The sequence below is a fragment of the Burkholderia singularis genome, assembly GCF_001718875.1.
Lineage (GTDB): Bacteria > Pseudomonadota > Gammaproteobacteria > Burkholderiales > Burkholderiaceae > Burkholderia > Burkholderia singularis.
In genome coordinates this window covers 2,783,304-2,802,231 of record NZ_CP013448.1, presented here as the reverse complement: position 1 = coordinate 2,802,231, position 18,928 = coordinate 2,783,304, and the positions used below count along the sequence as shown (strand labels likewise).

Genomic DNA, 18,928 nt, shown 5'->3' with positions numbered 1-18,928 from the left:
GCCGCATCACGCGATTAGCGCGGATGCGGCGTTTTTGCGTCGGGTGCGCGCGTGCCGACGCTCAGGCGCAGGGCCGCGATTCGATGCGGAATCGCTCGGGGCCGCGATTGCGGTGGCGCGGCGTGCGCATTTGCCGGGTGCAGTCAGCCGCGTCATGACGGCTGGGCGGTTCGCCAGCGGGCCGTCGCCTGCCGGTGCAAGCGCGGGTTGACGGCGGGCTTGGGCGGCGACGGTTCGGCGGCTTGAATCGAATCAAATCAAACCAAACCAAACCAAACCAAATCAAAGGAGACCTCAAGATGGACGCACAACGGATCGCCGTGATCGGCGCGGGCGTGATCGGCGCGAGCTGGACGGCGTTTTATTTGTCCAAAGGCTTCGACGTGACCGTGACCGACCCCGCCCCCGATGCCCGCGCGCGGCTCGATGCCGCGCTGGTGAGGTTCGCCGGCGAGCGCGCCGCCGAATTCGCCGCGCGGCTTGCATTCGAGCCGCAACTCGATGCGGCGCTCGACGGCGCCGATTTCGTGCAGGAGAACGGCCCGGAGCGGCTCGACGTCAAGCGCGAGTTGTATCGCCGGATCGACGCGCGGCTGCCGGCGCATGTGCTTGTCGCGTCGAGTTCGTCGGGGCTCAAGATGTCGGACATCCAGGGCGCGTGCGAGCGGCATCCGCAGCGCTGCCTGATCGCTCATCCGTTCAATCCGCCGCATCTGATTCCGCTCGTCGAGCTGGCCGGCGGCGCGGCGACGTCCGCCGATGCAATCGCACGGGCGAAGCGCTTCTACGACGAACTGGGCAAGGTCACGATCGTGCTCAACAAGGAGATGGCGGGCCACGTCGCAAACCGGCTCGCGGCGGCACTGTTTCGCGAGGTGTATTACCTGGTGGGCGAGGGCGTGGTCAGCGTCGAGGACGCGGACAAGGCGGTGTCATGGGGGCCGGGCCTGCGCTGGGCGTTGATGGGGCAGAGCCTCATCTACCATCTCGGCGGCGGAGACGGCGGAATCGCTCATTTCCTCGAACATCTGTCCGGGCCGATGACGACATGGTGGGACGATCTCGGCACGCCGTCGTTTTCGCCGGACGTCGATCGCAAGCTGATCGGCGCGCTGCGCGAGATCCAGGGCGAGCGTTCGATCGAGGCGCTCGGCGCGGAACGTGACCGCCTGCTCGTCGAGCTGATCGACGCGCGGCGCAAGAGCTTTTTGCCGTGAGGGCGTTGCGTTGCGCGATGCGGTGGTTGCGGGCCTAGCGGCGGCCGGCCGGCGGCTCGTGCCATACGGCGCGCTGATCGTGACGTTTCATACCGGCGTGGGTTGCCTGCTCAGGCCATTGTCGCTGCGGTGTTTCGCGACGGACGCAGTGGTCGGTGGCTAAGTGGGGCGGCGCGATGGCGGAGGGCGCGCGATGCCGGGTGCTTGCCGGATTTCGCCCGCGCGCGAGTGCCCTCGGCCTGACCGGCGCGCGAGGCGTGAACCCTGCATCCCGCAGCCATAAGCGGCCGAACGCAGCGGCTGCGTTGCGGCAGGCGGCGCGGCCTGTTCGCGTGACACGGCGCTTGCCCGCGTCGACCGAGACTGGCTCGGCAACGCGGCCTGCGTGCGAACGCGCTGTTCATTGCCTGCATCACTGAGTTATATCGCGCAATATCATCAATTGCCGCGACGCTCCGGCTTACAATGCTGCAAACTCCATCGAACGGTTCGACGCAGGAGACTCCGTATGACGGGATGGAACCATGCCCGCGCGGCGCGCGCCGCGCGCGTTGCCGAGGCCGCGCCGCTGGCGCGGCGCAAGCGGGTCGACGCGCGCGATGCGACCGCGCTGCTCGAGGCAGTGCTGCGCCCGGGCGACCGCGTCTGCATCGAGGGCGACAACCAGAAGCAGGCGGACTTGCTCGCCGCGGCGCTCGCCGCCGTCGACCGCACGAAGGTGCACGATCTGCATATGGTCCAGTCGGGCGTCGTGCTGCCCGAGCATCTCGACGTATTCGAGCGCGGCATCGCCAAACGGCTCGATTACGCGTACTCGGGCCCGCAGTCGCAGCGCATCGCCAAGCTGCTGTTCGGCGGCAAGATCGAGCTGGGCGCGGTGCATACGTATCTCGAGCTGTTCGCGCGTTACTTCGTCGATCTCACGCCGAATGTCGCGCTCGTCGCCGCGGTGAGCGCCGACGCCGACGGCAATCTGTACACCGGCCCGAACACCGAGGACACCCCGACCATCGTCGAGGCCACCGCGTTCAAGGACGGCATCGTGATCGCGCAGGTCGAGCGTATCGTCGAGCGCGTGCCGCGCGTGGACATTCCAGGCGATCGCGTGCATTTCGTGGTCGACGCGGGCCGGCCGTTTCATGTCGAGCCGCTTTTCACGCGCGATCCGGCGGGCATCACCGAAACGCAGATCCTGACCGCGATGCTCGCGATCAAGGGCATTTATGCGCACTATGGCGTGAAGCGGCTGAATCACGGCATCGGCTTCAACACGGCGGCGATCGAATTGCTGCTGCCCACCTACGGCGAGCGGCTCGGCCTGAAGGGCCGGGTCTGCACGCACTGGGCGCTGAATCCGCATCCGACGCTGATCCCGGCGATCGAAGCGGGTTGGGTCGAGCAAATCCATTGCTTCGGCTCCGAAGTCGGGATGGACGACTACATCCGCGCACGCTCCAATGTCTTTTTCACGGGCGCGGACGGCTCGCTGCGCTCGAACCGCGCGTTCTGCCAGATGGCGGGCCTCTATGCGTGCGACATGTTCATCGGCTCGACGCTGCAGATCGATCTCGCGGGCCACTCGTCGACGGTGACGGCCGAGCGGATCGCGGGCTTCGGCGGCGCGCCCAACATGGGCAGCGATGCGCGCGGCCGGCGCCATCCGAGCGGGCCGTGGCTCGCGGCGGGCGCGCAGGCCGATCCGGCCACGCCCGCCGCGTTGCGGCGCGGGCGCAAGCTCGTCGTGCAGATCGGCGAGACGTTCGGCGAGAACAACGCGCCGATGTTCGTCGAGCGGCTCGACGCGCTGCGTCTGGCCGACCAGCTGTCGCTCGATCTCGCGCCGGTGATGGTGTACGGCGACGACGTCACGCACATCGTGACCGAGGAAGGCATCGCGAACCTGCTGATGTGCCGCGACGCCGACGAGCGCGAGCACGCGATCCGCGGCGTCGCGGGCTACACCGAGATCGGCCGCGGGCGTGATCGCAAGCTGGTCGAGCGCTTGCGCGAGCGCGGGGTGATCGTGCGCCCCGAGGATCTGGACATCGATCCGCTCGACGCCGACCGGCGTCTGCTCGCCGCGCGCTCGATCAAGGATCTGGTTCACTGGTCGGGCGGGCTGTATGCGCCGCCGTCCCGATTCCGCAATTGGTGAAGAGGAGCAGGGGAGCGATGGAACAGCTTTATTACCGCCATGCGGCGCGCGAACGGGCCAAGGGCGATGCCCCGTGGGCGATCGTCGGCGTGGTCGCGTCGGGCAATCTGGAGGTGCTCGTCGAGCGCGTGCTGCCCGACACCGAATGCGAGGTCGACATCCGGACCGCCGCCGAGGGCTTCGGCGAGGTCTGGCGGGCAGTGGTCGCCGATTTTGTCGAGCGCCGCTCGCCGGGCGGGCTGCGGCTGTCCGTCAACGACGGCGGCGCGCGGCCGGACATGGTGTCGCTGCGGCTCGCACAGGCGGTACGCGCGATCGAGGGAGGCGAGCGATGAGGATCGGCACGGCGGGTGGGGCAACGCTCGAAGCGGCGGACGAGCCGGCCACGGGTGGCGCCGGCGGCACGGTGAGCCGGGCGGCGGGCGCGCCGGCGAGCGCTGCGGCAGGTGTGGCAGGCGTGCCGGCAGGCGCCGCAACGGGCGCGACGGCCGATCCGCCCGCAAACGCCGCAACCCGTCCGCCAATCGGTTCGGCCAATGCCGGGCGCTTGGCCGCCGGCACGAGCTGGTATGAAGCATCGGCGCGGCAGCGTCTCGCGGGGTTGGTCGACACGGGCACGTTCAGCGAGTTTGTCGGTCCGCGCGAGCGTATGACGAGCCCGCATCTGCCGCTGTTCGAGCTGCCTGGACAATTCGACGACGGCATGATCGTCGGCCGCGCGCGGCTTGCGGGCCAGCCGGTGCTGGTCGCCGCGCAGGAAGGCCGTTTCATGGGCGGCGCGTTCGGCGAAGTGCACGGCGCGAAGCTGACCGGGTTGCTACGCGCCGCGCGGGACGTGCGGCAGCCCGTCGTGATCCTGTTCGATACCGGCGGCGTGCGGCTGCAGGAAGCGAATGCGGGCGAAATCGCGGTCTCCGAGATCATCCGCGCGATGCTCGATGCACGTGCGGCGGGCGTGAGCGTCGTCGGGCTCGTCGGCGGGCGCGCGGGCTGCTATGGCGGCGGCGGCATCATCGCCGCGTGCTGCTCGGCGCTTGCGGTGTCGGAGGCCGGGCGCATCGGCGTGTCCGGGCCGGAGGTGATCGAAAGCCGGCACGGCGTCGACGAATTCGATTCGCGCGACCGCGCGCTCGTGTGGCGCACGATGGGCGGCAAGCATCGGCGCTTGAGCGGCGGCGCCGAGCGTTTCGTCGACGATACCATCGACGCGTTTCGCCACGCGGCGATCGAACTCGTGGCGCAGACGAGCGCTGTCGCATTCGACACCGCGACGCTCGAGGCGGAACACGCGCGCCTCGCGAAGCGCATCGAGCGCTTTCGCGGCTGCCACGACGCGCTCGATATGTGGCACGCGCTCGGCGCGAGCGACGCGGCCTCGATTCCCGCACTCGATTACCCGGCGTTCACGGCGCTTGCCGATCGACTCTCGGAGGTGAGCGATGGTGCTCGATGACGTGCTGGCGTCGCTGTTTCCGGCCGGCCACGATATCGATGTCGATGCGCACGGTCTGCTGTCCGGGCGCGGCGCGGCCGCGTTCGGCGCGATCGACGTGATCGGCGTCACGCAAGGCGCGGCGCTGGGCGTGCACGGCGCGCTCAAGCTCGCCGCGCACGTGCTCGCGACGATCGCGCGCGGCGGCGCCACGCCGATTCTCGTGCTCGTCGACGGCGACAGCCAGCGCATGAGCCGACGCGACGAACTGCTCGGCCTGAACGAATATCTCGCGCATCTCGCGAAATGCCTGCAGCGCGCGGACGCACTCGGCCATCGGACGATCGGACTGCTTTACGGGCATGCGGCCGCGGGCGCGTTCATCGCGACCGCGCTGGCGACCCGCACATTGGTGGCGCTGCCGGGTGCCCAGCCCGAGGTGATGGATTTGCAGGCGATGGCGCGGGTGACGAAGCTGCCGTTGGACGTATTGAGCGACAAGGCCCGCTCGACGGCGGTGTTCGCACCGGGGCTCGACAACTTCGCGAAGACGGGCGCGATTGACGAGGTGCTCGATCCGTCGCGTTCGCTGGCCGAGCAACTGGCCGAACTGATCGCGCGGCCCGTGGATCGCACGGACCGGCGCGGCAGAGTGGGCCGCGAACGCGGCGGCCGGCCGGTTGCGGCCGACGTCGCGCAACGCGTGTATGAACTGGCGCGCGCCGGCGGCTGACGCGCCGCTGCGCCGCCATACGCTCGTGCGCGTGCGCGCCGATGCGTGGCCCGGCTTGCTTGCCGCGCACGGCGATGCGGCGCATCTGCCTGATGTACGGCACTGGGCCGCGCGCGGCTGGCCGCTGATCGTGCGGCGCGGCATGCCGGGCGAGGCGGGCGTTGCGCTCGGATTGCCGTTGCCGCCGTCGGCGGGCAAGCGGCGTATCGCGCTGACCGCGGCGCCCGCGCAGATCGCCGCCATCCGCGCGTTGCCGACGCTCAAGGAGGTCGAGCGCGATGCGCCGCCTGCGTGGCGGCCGACGCTCGCGAATTTGCGCATGCTTGCCGACGCGCATTGGGTCGATTGCCGCGTGTTCGGCAGCCTTGGGTGGCAGGCGCTCACGGGACTGCGTTATCTGCACGGGCAATCGGATCTCGATATCGTGCTGACGCCGCGCGCGGCACGGCGCGCGTGCGACACGGCGCGCGACGCGGCGGCCCGGCCTGTCGCGCACGGTCCGTGCCGCCGCGGGCGGGAATCGGGGTGGCCGGCAGACGATGCCGAGGCGGCGTGCGGGCGTGACGCATCGGCGGGGGAGTCGCAGGAGTCGTCGGATTGGGCGGATTCCGCGGAGACCGGCGCATCGATCGCGGCACTCGTCGCGGCGCTCGCCGACCTCGATACGCGCGCGCCGATGCGCATAGACGGCGAGCTGTTACGGGCCGACGGCGCAGGTGTGAACTGGCGCGAGCTGCATGCGCGCGCGCGCGAGGTCGCGGTGAAAACGGCGGACGGTGTCGTATTGTGCGCGCCGGACGTTTTTCTGGAGACGTGGCGATGAGCGCATGCCGATGCTCGGCGCATGCCGGGGTCCGTTTGCACGACACGCAGCCGGACCGGATGCCGGCAACGCAACCGCTTGACGGCGCGGGCAGCGCGTATGCGCTGACGAGCCCGTCGAGCCCGGCCGCCGCATTGCGCGACGCGCCGCAACGCCCGCTTGCGGCAACCGCGTCCGTTTCAGCGGAAATCGCCGCGCAGGCGACACGCTGCCTGCTCGTCGAAATCGACACATGGCCGAAGCCCGGCCTCGTGAGCCATGTCGACTCCGGCAGTCACGACGATATGAGTGCCGATACATTCCGCCGCAGCGCGGCGGCGTTACGCCCATTCTTCGCCGAGCTGGCCGACGCGGGCGCGCGCGACGCGAACATGGCCGCGCTGCGCCGGATCGGCTTGCGCGCGGAGTCTGCGATGCTCGACGCGACCCATGGCGTGAACACGCATCGCGGCGCGATCTTTGGGCTCGGCCTGTTGTGCGCGGCGGCGGGCTTGCGTGCCGCATCCCATGTGCCGCATCGCGCCGCCGCGCCGCTCGGCGCGATCGTGGCCGAGCGCTGGGGCGCCGCAATTGTGCGCGGGCCGCGCGCGCTCGACAGCCACGGCGAATGCGCGAGCCGCCGCTATGGCGTCGGCGGTGCGCGGGCGGAGGCGGCGGGCGGTTTTCCGAGCGTCTATACGCTCGGCGTGCACGCGCTCGCCGACGCCGCGCAACTGGCGCCCGGCAACCCCGAGGCAGCGCGCGTGCACGCATGCTTCGTGTTGATTGCCGGCATCGACGATACGAATCTGCTGCATCGCGGCGGCCTTGACGGGCTCGTCTTCGCGCAGCGCACCGCACGCGATTTTCTGGCGCGCGGCGGCGTGGGGGCGATCGATTGGCATTCGCGCGCGGTGGCCGCCCACCGCGCGTTCGTCGCGCGCCGCCTGAGCCCGGGCGGCGCGGCCGATCTGCTGGCGATGAGCCTGTTCGTCGCCGCTTATGATGGCAGCCGTTTGCGGGCAGCGCCGCCCATCGAGCCTCCATGGCCAACCCGCGCGAATCGACGGCAGCCTGAACGCAGCGCGACGGTTCGCACGCCGCCGGATCGGGCGCGGGGCGTGCAGGCCGAAGTCAGTGCGGATCGGCGGCGGCCGCAACGGCGCACGGAGCCTTCGCGGTGACGATCGCGATTCTCTGCGCCGGACAGGGCGGGCAGTGCGCGGACATGTTCGAATTGACGGCGGACCTGCCGCAAGCGGCGCCGCTGTTCGCGCACGCGGCGAACTTGTTCGGTGTCGATCCGCGTGTCTGGGTGCGTCACGCCGACGCTGAGGCGCTGCACGGAAATTTTGCCGCCCAACTCGTCTGCACGCTGCAGGCCGTGAGCGCGATGACCCGGCTCGATGCGCTGCTGCCGCGCCGGCGTTGCGTGGCAGGCTATAGCGTCGGCGAAGTGGCGGCCTGGAGCGTCGCGGGGTTGATCGACGCGCGCGCGGCGCTCGATCTCGCCGCGGCCCGCGCCCGCGCGATGGACGCCGCGAGCCATGCCGATGCGCGGATGTTGTTCGTGCGCGGCTTGCGGCGCGACGCGATCGACGCGCTGTGCGCCGCGCACGCCGCCGCCGTGGCGATCGTCAACCCAGGCGACGCCTACGTGCTGGCCGGTTCGCCCGCGGCGCTCGATGCGCTCGCGCGCGCGGTGCGCGCCGAGCACGCGCAGCGCGTCACGTCCCTCGACGTTCGCGTGGCGTCCCATACCCGCTGGCTTGCCGACGCCGTGCCGCGTTTTCGCGCGGCGCTCGCGCACGCACGAGTCGCGCGCTCGCCGACAGCCGGCACGCGGCTGCTGGGCGGGCTCGACGGCTCGCCCGTGCTCGACGTCGGCGCCGGTCTCGACAAGCTCGCGCGCCAGATTGCCGAGCCGATCGACTGGGCCGCATGCGTTGCGGGGTGCGTGGAGGCGGGCGCGCGCGCGTTCGTCGAACTCGGGCCCGGGCGCGCACTCGCGCAGATGGCCGCCGCGGCGTATCCGGCGCTGCCGGCGCGCAGCCTTGCCGATTTCCGGTCGTGGGACGGCGTGCAAGCGTGGCTCGCGCGTGTCGATTTCGTTTAGCGTTCGCCTGGGAATTGATTCGATTGCCGCAAGCCGCACGATAGCGGTACAGCGCCGGTGGCAGAAGCGGCCGCCCCGGCCATCACATTGATCGCCCGGACGATCCGGCAGACGACCCGGCGGTTCGCGCCAGCGCCAGGCGGCCGCCGCCACGTCCATGCTGCGATATCTTTTCGCGGCATCTTTTCTTATCGAACGTGGGGAACCTCCGACCATCCAAGTACCGTGCTGCTGGCGAACAAACGTATTCGCTTGCACAATAACCGTAAGACAAAAGGATGGTGCATGCACGAACGACAGCCAATCACCGCCGAAACGACACGCTTTGCGGCGCTGGACGGCAGATTGCTGACTGGGACTTTCTATTTGCCGGCGGCCAGTAACGGCCGCAGCGTGCTCGTGAATGGCGCGCTCGGCGTGCCGCGCGCTTACTACGAGCGCTATGCGCGCTTTCTCGCCGCCGCCGGTTTCACAGTGCTGACCTACGATTATCGCGGCATCGGCGATTCGCGCCTGCGTTCGCGCACCGCCGACACCGCGACGTTGCGCGACTGGGGCGAGGCCGATTTGCCCGCCGCGCTCGATCATCTTGCGCGGCGCGCGCCGGCCAGGCGGCTCGTCGCGGTCGGCCATGGCGCAGGCGGGCAGATGTTCGGCCTCGCGCACAACAACGGCCGCGCGGCGGCGCTGCTGTCGGTGTGTTGCGGGAGCGGCTACTGGGGGCATTGGACGTGGCCGCGGCGTCTGATGATGGCGCCGCTGTGGCTCGGCGCCGCGTGTGCGTTCGGCGCGCTGCTGCCGGTTCGGCCGGGACGTCATCCGGGGCTCGCCGCGCTTTGCTCGCTGCCGTCGGGTGTCGCGCACGAATGGGCGCGCTGGTGCCGTCATCCCGACTACCTCGTCGATAGCGGCGGCTTCCCGTTGCGCGATCATTTTCGCGGCTATCGTGGACGCATCCTCGCCTACACGGTGAACGACGATTGGATTGCGCCGCCTACCGCGGTGCAAGCGCTGCATCGCTTTTATTCGAGCGCACAGATCGAATTCCGGGAGATCGATCCGTCCGACGGGCAGCGACCGATCGGCCACTTTGGTTATTTCCGCGACGACAACCAAGGGCTGTGGCCGCTCGGTGCGGCTTGGTTGTGCGAGCAGTGATGCGTCGCGCGGCGTAGAGAAGGATATGCCGTGCCGTCGCGCGTATCGATTCGGCGCGCTGTCCGGCGGCCGCCGCGCTGCGCTTACGGGCTGGCGCGTTGCCGGAATTCGAGCGTGCGGCGCAGGATGGCGCGTGGCGGTCGCGGTGGAGAGTGACCGGGTTTGGCGCTGACATCGGCGGGGATGAGCCGATAAGAAACAGATCGGCGGGCCGGCTGGCAGAGCCGGCCCGATTGCCGAACCGGCGGATCGATCGGCCGCCGAGCCGGTCGGGACAGTCGAGCTAGTCGAGCTAGTCGAGTGCGCCCGTTCCGTGCCGGCACGGCCCCGCTGATTCCGATAACGATTTATGCCCGCAGTGTCACCGCCGCAGCGTACCTTCCATCGTCATCCTGCTTGCGCGCGTGGCGCTCGCGTTCGAGTTCGCGCGCCAGCGCGCGCGCCTCGTCATGTGACGCGACCGCGGGCGGCGATCCGTTGAGCGGCCGGCGCGCGCTCTCCGGCAGCGCGAACACCGAAATCGCACCGATTACGGCGGCGCCCATCAGGTAGTACGCGGGCATCATCAGATCGCCCGTTCGGTCGACGAGCCAAGCGGCCGCGAGCGGCGTCGTGCCGCCGAACAGCGACACCGACACGTTGAAGCCGATCGCGAGCGCGCCATAGCGGATCTTGGTCGGAAACAGCGCGGGCAGCGTCGACGGCATCACGCCCGTGAAGCACGACAGCAGCGCGCCGAGCATCAGCAGGCCGCTGAACACGAGCATCGCGTCGCCGGTGCGGATCAGCGTAAGCGCGGGGATCGACAGCGCGAAAAGCCCGATGCAACCCGCCATCATCACCGGCCGGCGGCCGACCGCGTCGGACAGACGGCCCGCCGCGAGCGTCATCGGCATCATCAGGATCATCACGATCAGGATCAGCGCGAGGCCGTGCGCTTCGTCGAAATGCAGCGTCGACGACAGATAGCTCGGCAGATACGACAGCGCCATGTAGTCGGTGACGTTGAAGATCAGCACGAGACCGACGCACAGCAGCAGCGCGCGCCAGTGGCGCATCAGCTCGCGGCGAAAGTGCGTCTTCGGCACGGCCTTGTCCTGCGCTTCGCGGGCTTCGGCCTCGCGCTTGAACGCAGGCGTTTCCTCGAGCCTCGTGCGGATGTAGAGGCCGATCAGGCCGAGCGGGCCCGCGATCAGAAACGGCACGCGCCAGCCCCACGACAGCAGCGCGTCGCGCGACAGCGTGGCTGTCAGCAGCGCGACGACGCCCGCGCCCATCACGTAGCCGATCAGCGTGCCGAACTCGAGGAAGCTGCCCATGAAACCGCGGCGCTTGTCGGTCGAGAATTCGGCGATGAACGTTGCCGCGCCGCCATATTCGCCGCCCGTCGAGAAGCCCTGGACGAGGCGGGCGACGAGCAGCAGCACGGGCGCCATGATGCCGATGGAGTCGTAGCTCGGGATCAGGCCGATCGCCAGCGTGCCCGCCGCCATCATGATCATCGTCATCGCGAGCACGCGCTGGCGGCCGATCCGGTCGCCCAGCGGGCCGAACACCATGCCGCCGAGCGGGCGCACGAGAAACGCGGCGGCGAACGTGCCGAAGGTCGCGAGCAATTGCGCGGACGGGCTGCTGGACGGGAAGAATACCTGGCCGAGCGTGACGGCGATGTAGCTGTAGACGCCAAAGTCGAACCATTCCATCGCGTTGCCGAGTGCCATCGCGCCGACGGCGCGCTTCAACAGGCTGCGGTCGACGACGGTGATCTCGGAGCGCTCGGACGTTGCCGCGCCATGGGCCGGCGCGGCGAATCGACTGGGAGACGGACTGGAAGACGAATTGGCGGATGTTGCGGTCAAGGTCGAAAGCTCCTGTGACGGCGGCCAAATCGCGCGGTGATTCGCGCGTTTTGCCACGGTTTGCCGACGAGTGCGGGGCGAGATCGACGCCAATCGACGCGCATGAGCGCAACAGACGCGGCGGCGCTCGCTTTGCGGCGCAGCGGATCTGGCGCGAACCGGTCGATGCCGTCGCACGCTCGCACTCGAGAGAAGTCCGTCGCGCATCTCGCGGGACGGACGGCGCACCGGCGCATCGCGTGGTGTTTGCGGCCGGCGGTATGCCCTAATCAAGGGCGTTGAAACGAAAAAAGCAGCGCGGAGGCGCGCTTTCTTGTGAACGAAATTTCGAGGGCCGGCAGGCGACAGTATGCCTCGGCGGTCGAAATGAAATGACGGCAATAGCCTGTTGAAAGATGCGACATGATAGCACGATGGCTGAGGATCGTGCAAATTGCCGGAATAGCCCCAGCCGCGCGGGCGTTGCGTCGGGCATAATCGCGCTCGTTGCCGTGGCGTTTCGCGGCGTTTTCGACGCGCGCTTCGCGCGCTTGCGCCATGCTTTCGATCGTGAAAATCGCCGTGCTTTTCGTGCTGACCGCGCTTGCTGAAATCGCCGGCTGCTACCTGCCTTGGCTCGTGCTGAAGTCGGGCAAGCCGGCGTGGCTGCTTGCGCCCGCCGCGCTGTCGCTCGCGCTGTTCGCGTGGCTGCTGACGCTGCATCCGGCTGCCGCCGCGCGTACCTATGCGGCGTATGGCGGCGTTTATATTGCGGTGGCGCTTGCGTGGCTGCGGCTCGTCGACGGCGTGCCGCTGTCGCGCTGGGATGTCGCTGGCGCGGCGCTTGCGCTTGCCGGGATGTCGGTGATCGCGTTGCAGCCGCGAGGCTGAAAAGCATGCGCAGAGGCCGCGCGGCTCGCGCGAGGGCTTGCGCTGCTGGTTAGGGCGGCGGGGCGGCGGCTGGCGAGCCCAAGAGCCCAAGAGCCCAAGAGCCCAAGAGCCCAAGAGCCCAAGAGCCCAAGAGCGCGGCAACAAAACGCCGGCTGACTTACGCGCGCGAACGTGTGCCCGAGCGCGTTCGCAGCGCGGCCCTGGCGGGCTCGAATAACCCGAAAGGCTGGGGTAGAGCGGATGAGCCGGATGCCGCGGCTTGCCGGGCCGCGCGCTGGCCGCTATTGGCAGGGAAGCAGGCCAGCAGGCCCGCGCGCGATTTTATGCGCCGCTGCTTGCGGCCGCGTCGCCGGCCGCTGCCGCGCTGCGCCAGATGCAGGCGCCCTTGACGGCCTTGTCGAGCGCATCGAGCTGCGCGTCGTGTTCGGCGAGTTCGTCCGCCGTCGCCGCGAGCACCGGCAGATCGAGTCCGCTGAACGTCACGCGCGGCGCGTTGCCGTTGTGTTGCGCGTGACTGCCTTCGTCGAGCATATCGATGACGAGACTTTCCTGGCCCCGCGTCATCGCGAGATAGACCTCGGCGAGCAGTTCCGAGTCGAGCAGCGCGCCATGCAGCGTGCGGTGCGAGTTGTTGATTCCGAAGCGGTCGCAGAGTGCGTCGAGCGAATTACGCTTGCCGGGGAACATCTGCTTGGCCTGCACGAGCGTGTCGATGACGCCCGCGCAGTCTTCGGTGATCGGCGGCAGGTTGAGCCGGTCGAACTCGGCGTTGAAAAAGCCGATGTCGAACGGCGCGTTGTGGATGATGAGTTCGGCGCCGCGGATGAAGTCGCGCAGCGCATCGACGATCTCGGCGAATTTCGGCTTGTCCCTCAGGAATTCGGTCGTCAGCCCGTGCACCGCGAGCGCGGCGGGATCGCTGTCGCGCTCGGGGTTGATGTAGAAGTGCAGGTTATTGCCGGTGAGCCGCCGGTTCAGCAGCTCGACGCAGCCGACTTCGAGGATGCGGTCGCCGGCGCGCGGGTTCAGGCCGGTGGTTTCGGTATCGATGATGATCTGGCGCATGGAGGAAGCGAGGTTCGGGTTAATCGTGAAAGCAAGGGCGCGCGAGCGGTTTGTGAACGGCTCAGGCCGTCAGCGGATCGCTCGCGCGCTGGGCCGCCGGCGTGGCGGCGCGCGGCCGGCCTGCTCGTGCGCATGCCGCGCTCGGCAGGCGGCCGCGGCGCGCGAACCGGCCGGCGCCCGGGCGCGGCAGGGACGGCCGGCGAGAGCCGGCGGCGAGGCGCGCAGCGCGGCCAGCCGGGTTCATGCCGATTCGAGCGATGCGACACCGCGGTTCGCGAGCGCGTCCGCGCGTTCGTTTTCCGGATGGCCGGCATGGCCCTTCACCCAGCGCCACTCCACGTCGTGCTGCGCGACGAGCGCGTCGAGTTTCTGCCAGAGGTCGGCATTTTTCACCGGCGTCTTCGCGGCCGTCACCCAGCCTTTTTTCTTCCAGCCGTGAATCCATTCGCTGATGCCTTTTTGCACGTACTGCGAATCGGTGTGGACGATCACCTTGCACGGCCGCTTGAGCGCTTCGAGCGCGGCGATGACCGCGGTGAGTTCCATCCGGTTGTTGGTCGTGCCGGCTTCGCCGCCGAAAAGCTCCTTCTCCTGCGTGCCGTGGCGCAGCAGTGCGCCCCAGCCGCCGGGGCCAGGATTGCCTTTGCAGGCGCCGTCGGTATAAATGTCGATGATTTGCTGCGTCATGAATGTTCTTGGTGGGTGGTCGGGGTGGCCGCGGGCGCGAGGCCCGGCTTCAGCACCGGTTTCTTGACCTTGATCGGGCCGACGAGCCGCATTCCCCGCACGCGCTTGATCGCCGTCACCATGTAGACGGCGCCGAAAATCGGCCACCAGCGGTCGCCCGCGGCCTCCATGAATGCGTAGCGGTTGAGCCACTTGTCGGTCGACAGCGGCGGCCGGTAGCAGCCGAAGCGGCCGCGTTCGAGATCGAAGCCAAGCAGTTTGATCCAGTCCTTCAGCCGGATGAACGTGATCCGCTCGAGCGTCGCGGGCACGAACGGCCGGTTCGTCATCTTGCCGACCGACTGCCTCGCGCCCCAGAGGCTCAACGAATTAAAGCCCGTGATCACGAGCTGGCCTTCCGGCATCAGCACGCGTTCGACCTCGCGCAGCAACCGGTGCGGATCGGAGGTGAACTCGAGCGTATGCGGCATCACCACGAGATCGACGCTTTGCGATTCGAACGGCAGATCGAGCAGATCGCACCAGACCGTGCTGCGTCCGGCGGGCGCGTGCTCCGGGCTATGCGCTTCGCGCGCCCACGGGTAGTGGTACGGCGCGCTCGCACCGCTGGCAGGGTCGAGCACGAGCCCGCGGTACGGCATCCGGTTCTCGCGCAGCGCGTCCAGTTGCGGCAGCCCGAGCTGCAGCGCGTGGAAGCCGAACACGTCGGACACCATGCGGTCGAGTTGCGCCTGCTCCCAGCCCAGCACGTAGCGTCCGGGCGGAGAGGCACTCCAGGCGGGCCAGTCTATAATCGAACGGTCAGACATATATGGTGAGTGCGCGCCCATGAACGAGCTGGAATACGTGCCGGTGCCGGCATTCGACGACAACTACGTCTGGGTCGTATCCGACGGCCGCGATGCGCTCGTCGTCGATCCGGGCGAAGCCGAGCCGGTGCGCCGCTATCTCGACGCTCGAGGCTGGCGGCTAAGCGCTATTTTACTCACGCACCACCACGGCGACCATGTCGGCGGAGTGGCCGAGTTGAGCGCGCTCGCTCGAGATCGCGAAATTGCCGTGTTCGCGCCCGCGAACGAAGCGATAGAGCACGTGACGCGGCGCGTCGCGGGCGGCGAGCGTGTGCGGGTCGAGCTCGCGTCGGGCGTGGCCGTCGAGTTCGACGTGATCGACGTGCCGGGCCATACGCGCGGGCACATCGCGTATTTCCAGCCGGCGGGGCCGGCGAATGCCGCGCCGCACCTCTTTTGCGGCGATACGCTGTTCTCGTGCGGCTGCGGGCGCCTTTTCGAGGGCACGCCCGCGCAGATGCTCGCGTCGCTCGACGCGCTCGCCGCACTGCCGGGCGACACCCGCGTGCATTGCGCGCACGAATACACGCTGTCGAACATCCGATTCGCGCTCGCCTGCGAGCCGGACAACGCCGCGCTCGCGGCCTGGCGCGACGACGCGCTCGCGCGCCGCGCGCGCGGCGAGCCTACGTTGCCGACCACGATCGCCCACGAGCGTGCCGTCAATCCGTTCCTGCGCGCGGACAGCGCGTCGATCCGCGCGACGCTCGCGGCCGAGTTGCACGAGCCGGTGCCGGACCGGCTCACCGCGTTCACGTTGATGCGCGAGTGGAAAAACCGGTTTCGGTAATCCAACCTACTTTCGAGTGGGGGGATGCTCATCCGAAATCTAGAGAATCGGCCCCAAATATCCGAATTAGCAGGTTTTTTCGGTGTTTTTATTGACGCGAACGGCGCACTTTCGTACTATCGCCTGCAATTTCCAGCAGTTGGAAGCCGAGATTTTTCATGCGATTCTTCATTAGCGCGCTGTTGGTTCTGATGCTCGCCGCGTGCGCGGGCACGGGGCCTACCGCTCAAGGTCCGGCGGCAGCGTCCGATGCGCAGGCCGCGTCGAATTTCATCCGCAAGTCCGCCACCGCGAAAGAAACCGTCGACGTCGACAAACAATCGGTCGGCGATCTGACGACTTCCGACAGCGATCTCTGGGCGCGCATCCGCCGCGGTTTCCAGATTCCCGATCTCCAGACCGACCTCGTCGACATGCAGGCGCAGTGGTATGCGCAGCGTCCCGACTACGTGCAGCGGATGACCGAGCGCTCGCAGAAGTATCTGTATCACATCGTCGAGGAGCTCGAATCGCGCCACATGCCGACCGAGCTTGCGCTGCTGCCGTTCATCGAATCCGCGTACAACCCGCAGGCGCTGTCGGTCGCGAAAGCCGCGGGGATGTGGCAATTCGTGCCGGGCACGGGCCGCACGTACAACTTGCGGCAGAACATGTGGCAGGACGAGCGGCGCGACGTGCTGGCCTCGACGAGCGCCGCGCTCGACTACCTGTCCAGGTTGCACGACATGTTCGGCGACTGGTATCTCGCGCTTGCCGCCTACAACTGGGGCGAGGGCAACGTGCAGCGCGCGATCGCGCGCAATCAGGCAGCGGGCCTGCCGACCGATTATCAGAGCCTGCGGATGCCGAACGAGACGCGCAACTATGTGCCGAAGCTGCAGGCGGTGAAGAACATCGTGACGAACCCGAAGCAATACGGTCTCACGCTGCCCGAGATTCCGAATCACCCGTATTTCGTAACCGTGACGACGTCGCGCGACATCGATGTGAAGGTGGCGGCGAAACTCGCGAACCTGCCGCTCGACGAATTCAAGTCGCTCAATCCTTCGTTCTCGAAGCCGGTGATTCTCGGCGCGACGCAGCCGCAGATCCTGCTGCCGTTCGACAACGCCGCCGCGTTCGGCAAGAACCTCAAGTCGTATGACGGTCAATTGTCGAGTTGGACCACGTACACCGTAACCGAGCGCGAGCGGCCGGCCGCGCTCGCGGAGAAGATAGGCGTCGACGCGGACACGCTGATGCAGGTGAACAAGATTCCGGCCGGCATGCGGCTGAAGCCGGGCTCGACGATCGTCGTGCCGCGCGGCGACGACGATGACGAGGACATCAGCGCCGATGTCGCGGAAAACGGTGTGCTCGCGATCGAGCCGGATGTGCCGGATACGCGCAAGATGCTGATTCGCGTGCGGCGCAAGCAGTCGATGGAGATGGTGGCGAGCCGCTACGGCGTGTCGGTCGCGCAATTGCATGCATGGAACCGCACCCGCCGCTCGGTCGTGATGCCGGGCCAGACGCTCGTGCTGCACGTGCCGGTCGGCCGCGCGGTGCCGGCCGAGCCGGGGCCGCAGCGGATCGCGACGGCGGCATCGGGCGGCCGGATCGAGCGTGCGAGCCTGCATACCGGCGGCCGTGCGACGGGCCGGGGCCGCAAGGCTGAAGCGAAGGCGCCGGCCAGAAGCTCGGCCAAGGCTGCGGCGAAAGCTGCGCCCGCGAAGGCGACGGGCCGCAAGGGCAAGAAAAAGTAAGACGAAAGGGCGCGCGCGCGGCAGGGGCTTTCGGCGCCGCGGCCAAGCGTCGACTATCATCGGAAAACGCCGTCACCTGGGTGACGGCGTTTTTGTTTGTGCCCGGCCGCCGTGCTTGTGTCCGCTCTTGCGCCGAGCGCCGTCGGCCCGGCGTTTTTCCGTCGGTGACCACCATGTCCTTCGTGCAGTTCCGCGTATTCGCGTTGTTCGCGATCGGCTATTTCGTTTCCTATGTCTATCGGGGCGTGAATCTCGGTTTCGCGCCTTTGATTACCCATGATCTCGGCCTGTCGGCCGCCGATCTCGGGCTGTTGACGAGCCTCTATTTCCTGGGTTTCGCGCTCGCGCAGATTCCAGCGGGCGTGTTGCTCGACCGTTATGGCCCGCGCCGCGTCTGCGCCGCGCTGCTGTTGGTCGCGGCGGCGGGCGCGTGGGTGTTCGGGGCCGCGCACAGTGTCGGCGCGATGATGGCCGGGCGGCTGATGATCGGCATCGGTGTATCGGTATGCCTGGGCGGCGCGTTCAAAGCGCTCGCGCAGCATTTCCCGATCGCGCGGCTGCCGCTTTTGAACGGCTTCGTAATGGCGGTGGGCGGTTTGGGCGGCGTGGTGGTCGGCTCGCCGCTGTCGTGGTTGTTGAGCTTTTCCGGCTGGCGTGCGGTATGCGTGGGGCTCGGCGTGATGACTGTCGCGGTGGCCGCGGCACTGTGGGCGTTCGCACCCGATGCGAACCAGGAGCGCCGCGATGCGGGTATTGCAAGCCAGTTCGTCGGCACTTGGCGGATCATCACGAATCGCGCGTTTTGGAAAATCGCGTCGTTCTCGGTCGTCACGCAAGGCGTGTTCTATGCGATGCAGTCGCTGTGGGTCGGTGCGTATCTGCGCGACGTCGGCGGCTATGCGCCGCACGATGCGGCCGCGCTCGTGTCGGTGCTCGGCTTCGCGATGATGGCGGGGTGCGTCGGTTTCGGCGCGGCTGCGCGTGGCCTCGAGCGGCGCGGCGTGTCGTTGTATGCGTTCTGCGGGATCGGAATGATGCTGTTCGTCGCGACCCAGCTCGCGATCATGCTGCGCGCGCCGTTACCCGCCGTGCTGCTATGGTCGGCATATGGCGTGTTCGGCGGAGTCGGCATCCTCAGCTATGCGGTGCTCGCCGAATATTTTCCGGCGCACTTGATCGGCCGTGCGAATACGACGCTCACATTGGTCATTTTCGTGCTGATTTTCGGGTTTCAAATCGGCGTCGGCGCGGTGCTGTCGCAGTGGCCGACGCAGGCGGCGCACTATCCGGTGCACGCGCATTTGACTGCGTGGGGTTTGCTGATCGCGCTGCAACTCGCAAGCGCGGTCTGGTATGCGTTGCCGGATCGCACGCCCGCCAAGCCGGCGCGCGAGGTCGTGTGAGGATCGGGTGACCGGCCGCGGGCCCGGCCGCGGCGCGCGCCGGCG

At 68.4% G+C, this 18,928-nt stretch carries 18 protein-coding genes and 1 pseudogene; 14 read left to right on the top strand and 5 right to left on the bottom strand.

All coding sequences use genetic code 11. The annotated features are described in order from the left end of the window. Window positions 1-299 precede the first annotated feature (299 nt). The 10 genes and pseudogenes from AQ611_RS12380 to AQ611_RS12340 all read left to right on the top strand — a co-directional run bounded on the left by AQ611_RS12380 (window position 300) and on the right by AQ611_RS12340 (window position 9,613). Window positions 300-1,217, top strand: a complete 918-nt coding sequence (locus tag AQ611_RS12380) for a 3-hydroxyacyl-CoA dehydrogenase NAD-binding domain-containing protein (RefSeq protein ID WP_069234686.1) — start codon at window positions 300-302, stop codon at window positions 1,215-1,217. A gap of 22 nt (window positions 1,218-1,239) precedes the next feature. Further along, window positions 1,240-1,380 (top strand): annotated as a pseudogene (locus AQ611_RS25555) (malonate transporter subunit MadM); the annotation flags it as partial. Between the two features lie 345 nt (window positions 1,381-1,725). After that, window positions 1,726-3,372 carry a malonate decarboxylase subunit alpha gene (gene mdcA, locus AQ611_RS12375; RefSeq protein ID WP_069234685.1) on the top strand — a complete coding sequence of 549 codons (1,647 nt, stop codon included), beginning with the start codon at window positions 1,726-1,728 and terminating at the stop codon, window positions 3,370-3,372. Window positions 3,373-3,389: 17 nt separating this feature from the next. After that, entirely contained in the window at window positions 3,390-3,707 is a 318-nt protein-coding gene (mdcC, locus tag AQ611_RS12370) for a malonate decarboxylase acyl carrier protein (protein WP_059513918.1), read from the top strand. Then, on the top strand, window positions 3,704-4,825 hold the full coding sequence (locus AQ611_RS12365) for a biotin-independent malonate decarboxylase subunit beta (protein ID WP_231935847.1): 1,122 nt from the start codon (window positions 3,704-3,706) through the stop codon (window positions 4,823-4,825). The genes mdcC and AQ611_RS12365 overlap by 4 nt, the downstream gene beginning before the upstream one ends. Continuing rightward, a complete protein-coding gene (gene mdcE / locus AQ611_RS12360; RefSeq protein WP_059513915.1) occupies window positions 4,812-5,537 on the top strand; it encodes a biotin-independent malonate decarboxylase subunit gamma in 726 nt (241 codons plus the stop codon). The genes AQ611_RS12365 and mdcE overlap by 14 nt, the downstream gene beginning before the upstream one ends. Further along, on the top strand, window positions 5,512-6,360 hold the full coding sequence (gene mdcG / locus AQ611_RS12355; protein WP_069234684.1) for a malonate decarboxylase holo-[acyl-carrier-protein] synthase: 849 nt from the start codon (window positions 5,512-5,514) through the stop codon (window positions 6,358-6,360). Before mdcE ends, mdcG begins: the two co-directional genes overlap by 26 nt. Beyond that, window positions 6,357-7,523 carry a triphosphoribosyl-dephospho-CoA synthase MdcB gene (gene mdcB, locus AQ611_RS12350; RefSeq protein WP_083237311.1) on the top strand — a complete coding sequence of 389 codons (1,167 nt, stop codon included), beginning with the start codon at window positions 6,357-6,359 and terminating at the stop codon, window positions 7,521-7,523. The genes mdcG and mdcB overlap by 4 nt, the downstream gene beginning before the upstream one ends. Further along, on the top strand, window positions 7,520-8,455 hold the full coding sequence (mdcH, locus tag AQ611_RS12345) for a malonate decarboxylase subunit epsilon (RefSeq protein ID WP_069234683.1): 936 nt from the start codon (window positions 7,520-7,522) through the stop codon (window positions 8,453-8,455). The genes mdcB and mdcH overlap by 4 nt, the downstream gene beginning before the upstream one ends. Before the next feature lie 285 nt (window positions 8,456-8,740). After that, window positions 8,741-9,613 carry an alpha/beta hydrolase family protein gene (locus AQ611_RS12340; protein WP_059513902.1) on the top strand — a complete coding sequence of 291 codons (873 nt, stop codon included), beginning with the start codon at window positions 8,741-8,743 and terminating at the stop codon, window positions 9,611-9,613. A 347-nt stretch (window positions 9,614-9,960) separates the two neighbouring features. Here the strand turns inward: AQ611_RS12340 and proP are convergent, their stop codons facing one another. Then, a complete protein-coding gene (proP, locus tag AQ611_RS12335) occupies window positions 9,961-11,472 on the bottom strand; it encodes a glycine betaine/L-proline transporter ProP (RefSeq protein WP_069234682.1) in 1,512 nt (503 codons plus the stop codon). Between the two features lie 269 nt (window positions 11,473-11,741). Next, a complete protein-coding gene (locus AQ611_RS12325; protein ID WP_069234680.1) occupies window positions 11,742-12,011 on the bottom strand; it encodes a hypothetical protein in 270 nt (89 codons plus the stop codon). Here AQ611_RS12325 and AQ611_RS12320 point away from each other — a divergent pair. Beyond that, entirely contained in the window at window positions 12,010-12,342 is a 333-nt protein-coding gene (locus AQ611_RS12320; protein ID WP_059514174.1) for a YnfA family protein, read from the top strand. The genes AQ611_RS12325 and AQ611_RS12320 overlap by 2 nt on opposite strands. A 321-nt stretch (window positions 12,343-12,663) precedes the next feature. Here the strand turns inward: AQ611_RS12320 and dnaQ are convergent, their stop codons facing one another. From dnaQ to AQ611_RS12300, 3 genes are all read right to left on the bottom strand, one after another. Continuing rightward, the gene (dnaQ, locus tag AQ611_RS12315) at window positions 12,664-13,407 is read right to left on the bottom strand and encodes a DNA polymerase III subunit epsilon (protein WP_069234679.1); all 744 of its coding nucleotides are present in this window, start codon (window positions 13,405-13,407) and stop codon (window positions 12,664-12,666) included. A 240-nt stretch (window positions 13,408-13,647) separates the two neighbouring features. Beyond that, window positions 13,648-14,094: a ribonuclease HI gene (gene rnhA, locus AQ611_RS12305; RefSeq protein ID WP_059570555.1), complete on the bottom strand. Its 447-nt coding sequence runs from the start codon at window positions 14,092-14,094 to the stop codon at window positions 13,648-13,650. After that, entirely contained in the window at window positions 14,091-14,903 is an 813-nt protein-coding gene (locus tag AQ611_RS12300) for a class I SAM-dependent methyltransferase (protein WP_059513890.1), read from the bottom strand. Before AQ611_RS12300 ends, rnhA begins: the two co-directional genes overlap by 4 nt. Before the next feature lie 19 nt (window positions 14,904-14,922). On the opposite strand from AQ611_RS12300, the gene gloB reads away from it, so the two are divergent. The 3 genes from gloB (at window position 14,923) to AQ611_RS12285 (ending at window position 18,883) form a co-directional block, all read left to right on the top strand. Beyond that, a complete protein-coding gene (gloB, locus tag AQ611_RS12295) occupies window positions 14,923-15,735 on the top strand; it encodes a hydroxyacylglutathione hydrolase (protein ID WP_069234677.1) in 813 nt (270 codons plus the stop codon). A gap of 158 nt (window positions 15,736-15,893) precedes the next feature. Beyond that, complete coding sequence (locus tag AQ611_RS12290) at window positions 15,894-17,480, top strand: transglycosylase SLT domain-containing protein (RefSeq protein ID WP_059513884.1); 1,587 nt, start codon at window positions 15,894-15,896, stop codon at window positions 17,478-17,480. A 173-nt stretch (window positions 17,481-17,653) separates the two neighbouring features. Further along, complete coding sequence (locus AQ611_RS12285) at window positions 17,654-18,883, top strand: MFS transporter (RefSeq protein WP_069234676.1); 1,230 nt, start codon at window positions 17,654-17,656, stop codon at window positions 18,881-18,883. Window positions 18,884-18,928 lie beyond the last annotated feature (45 nt).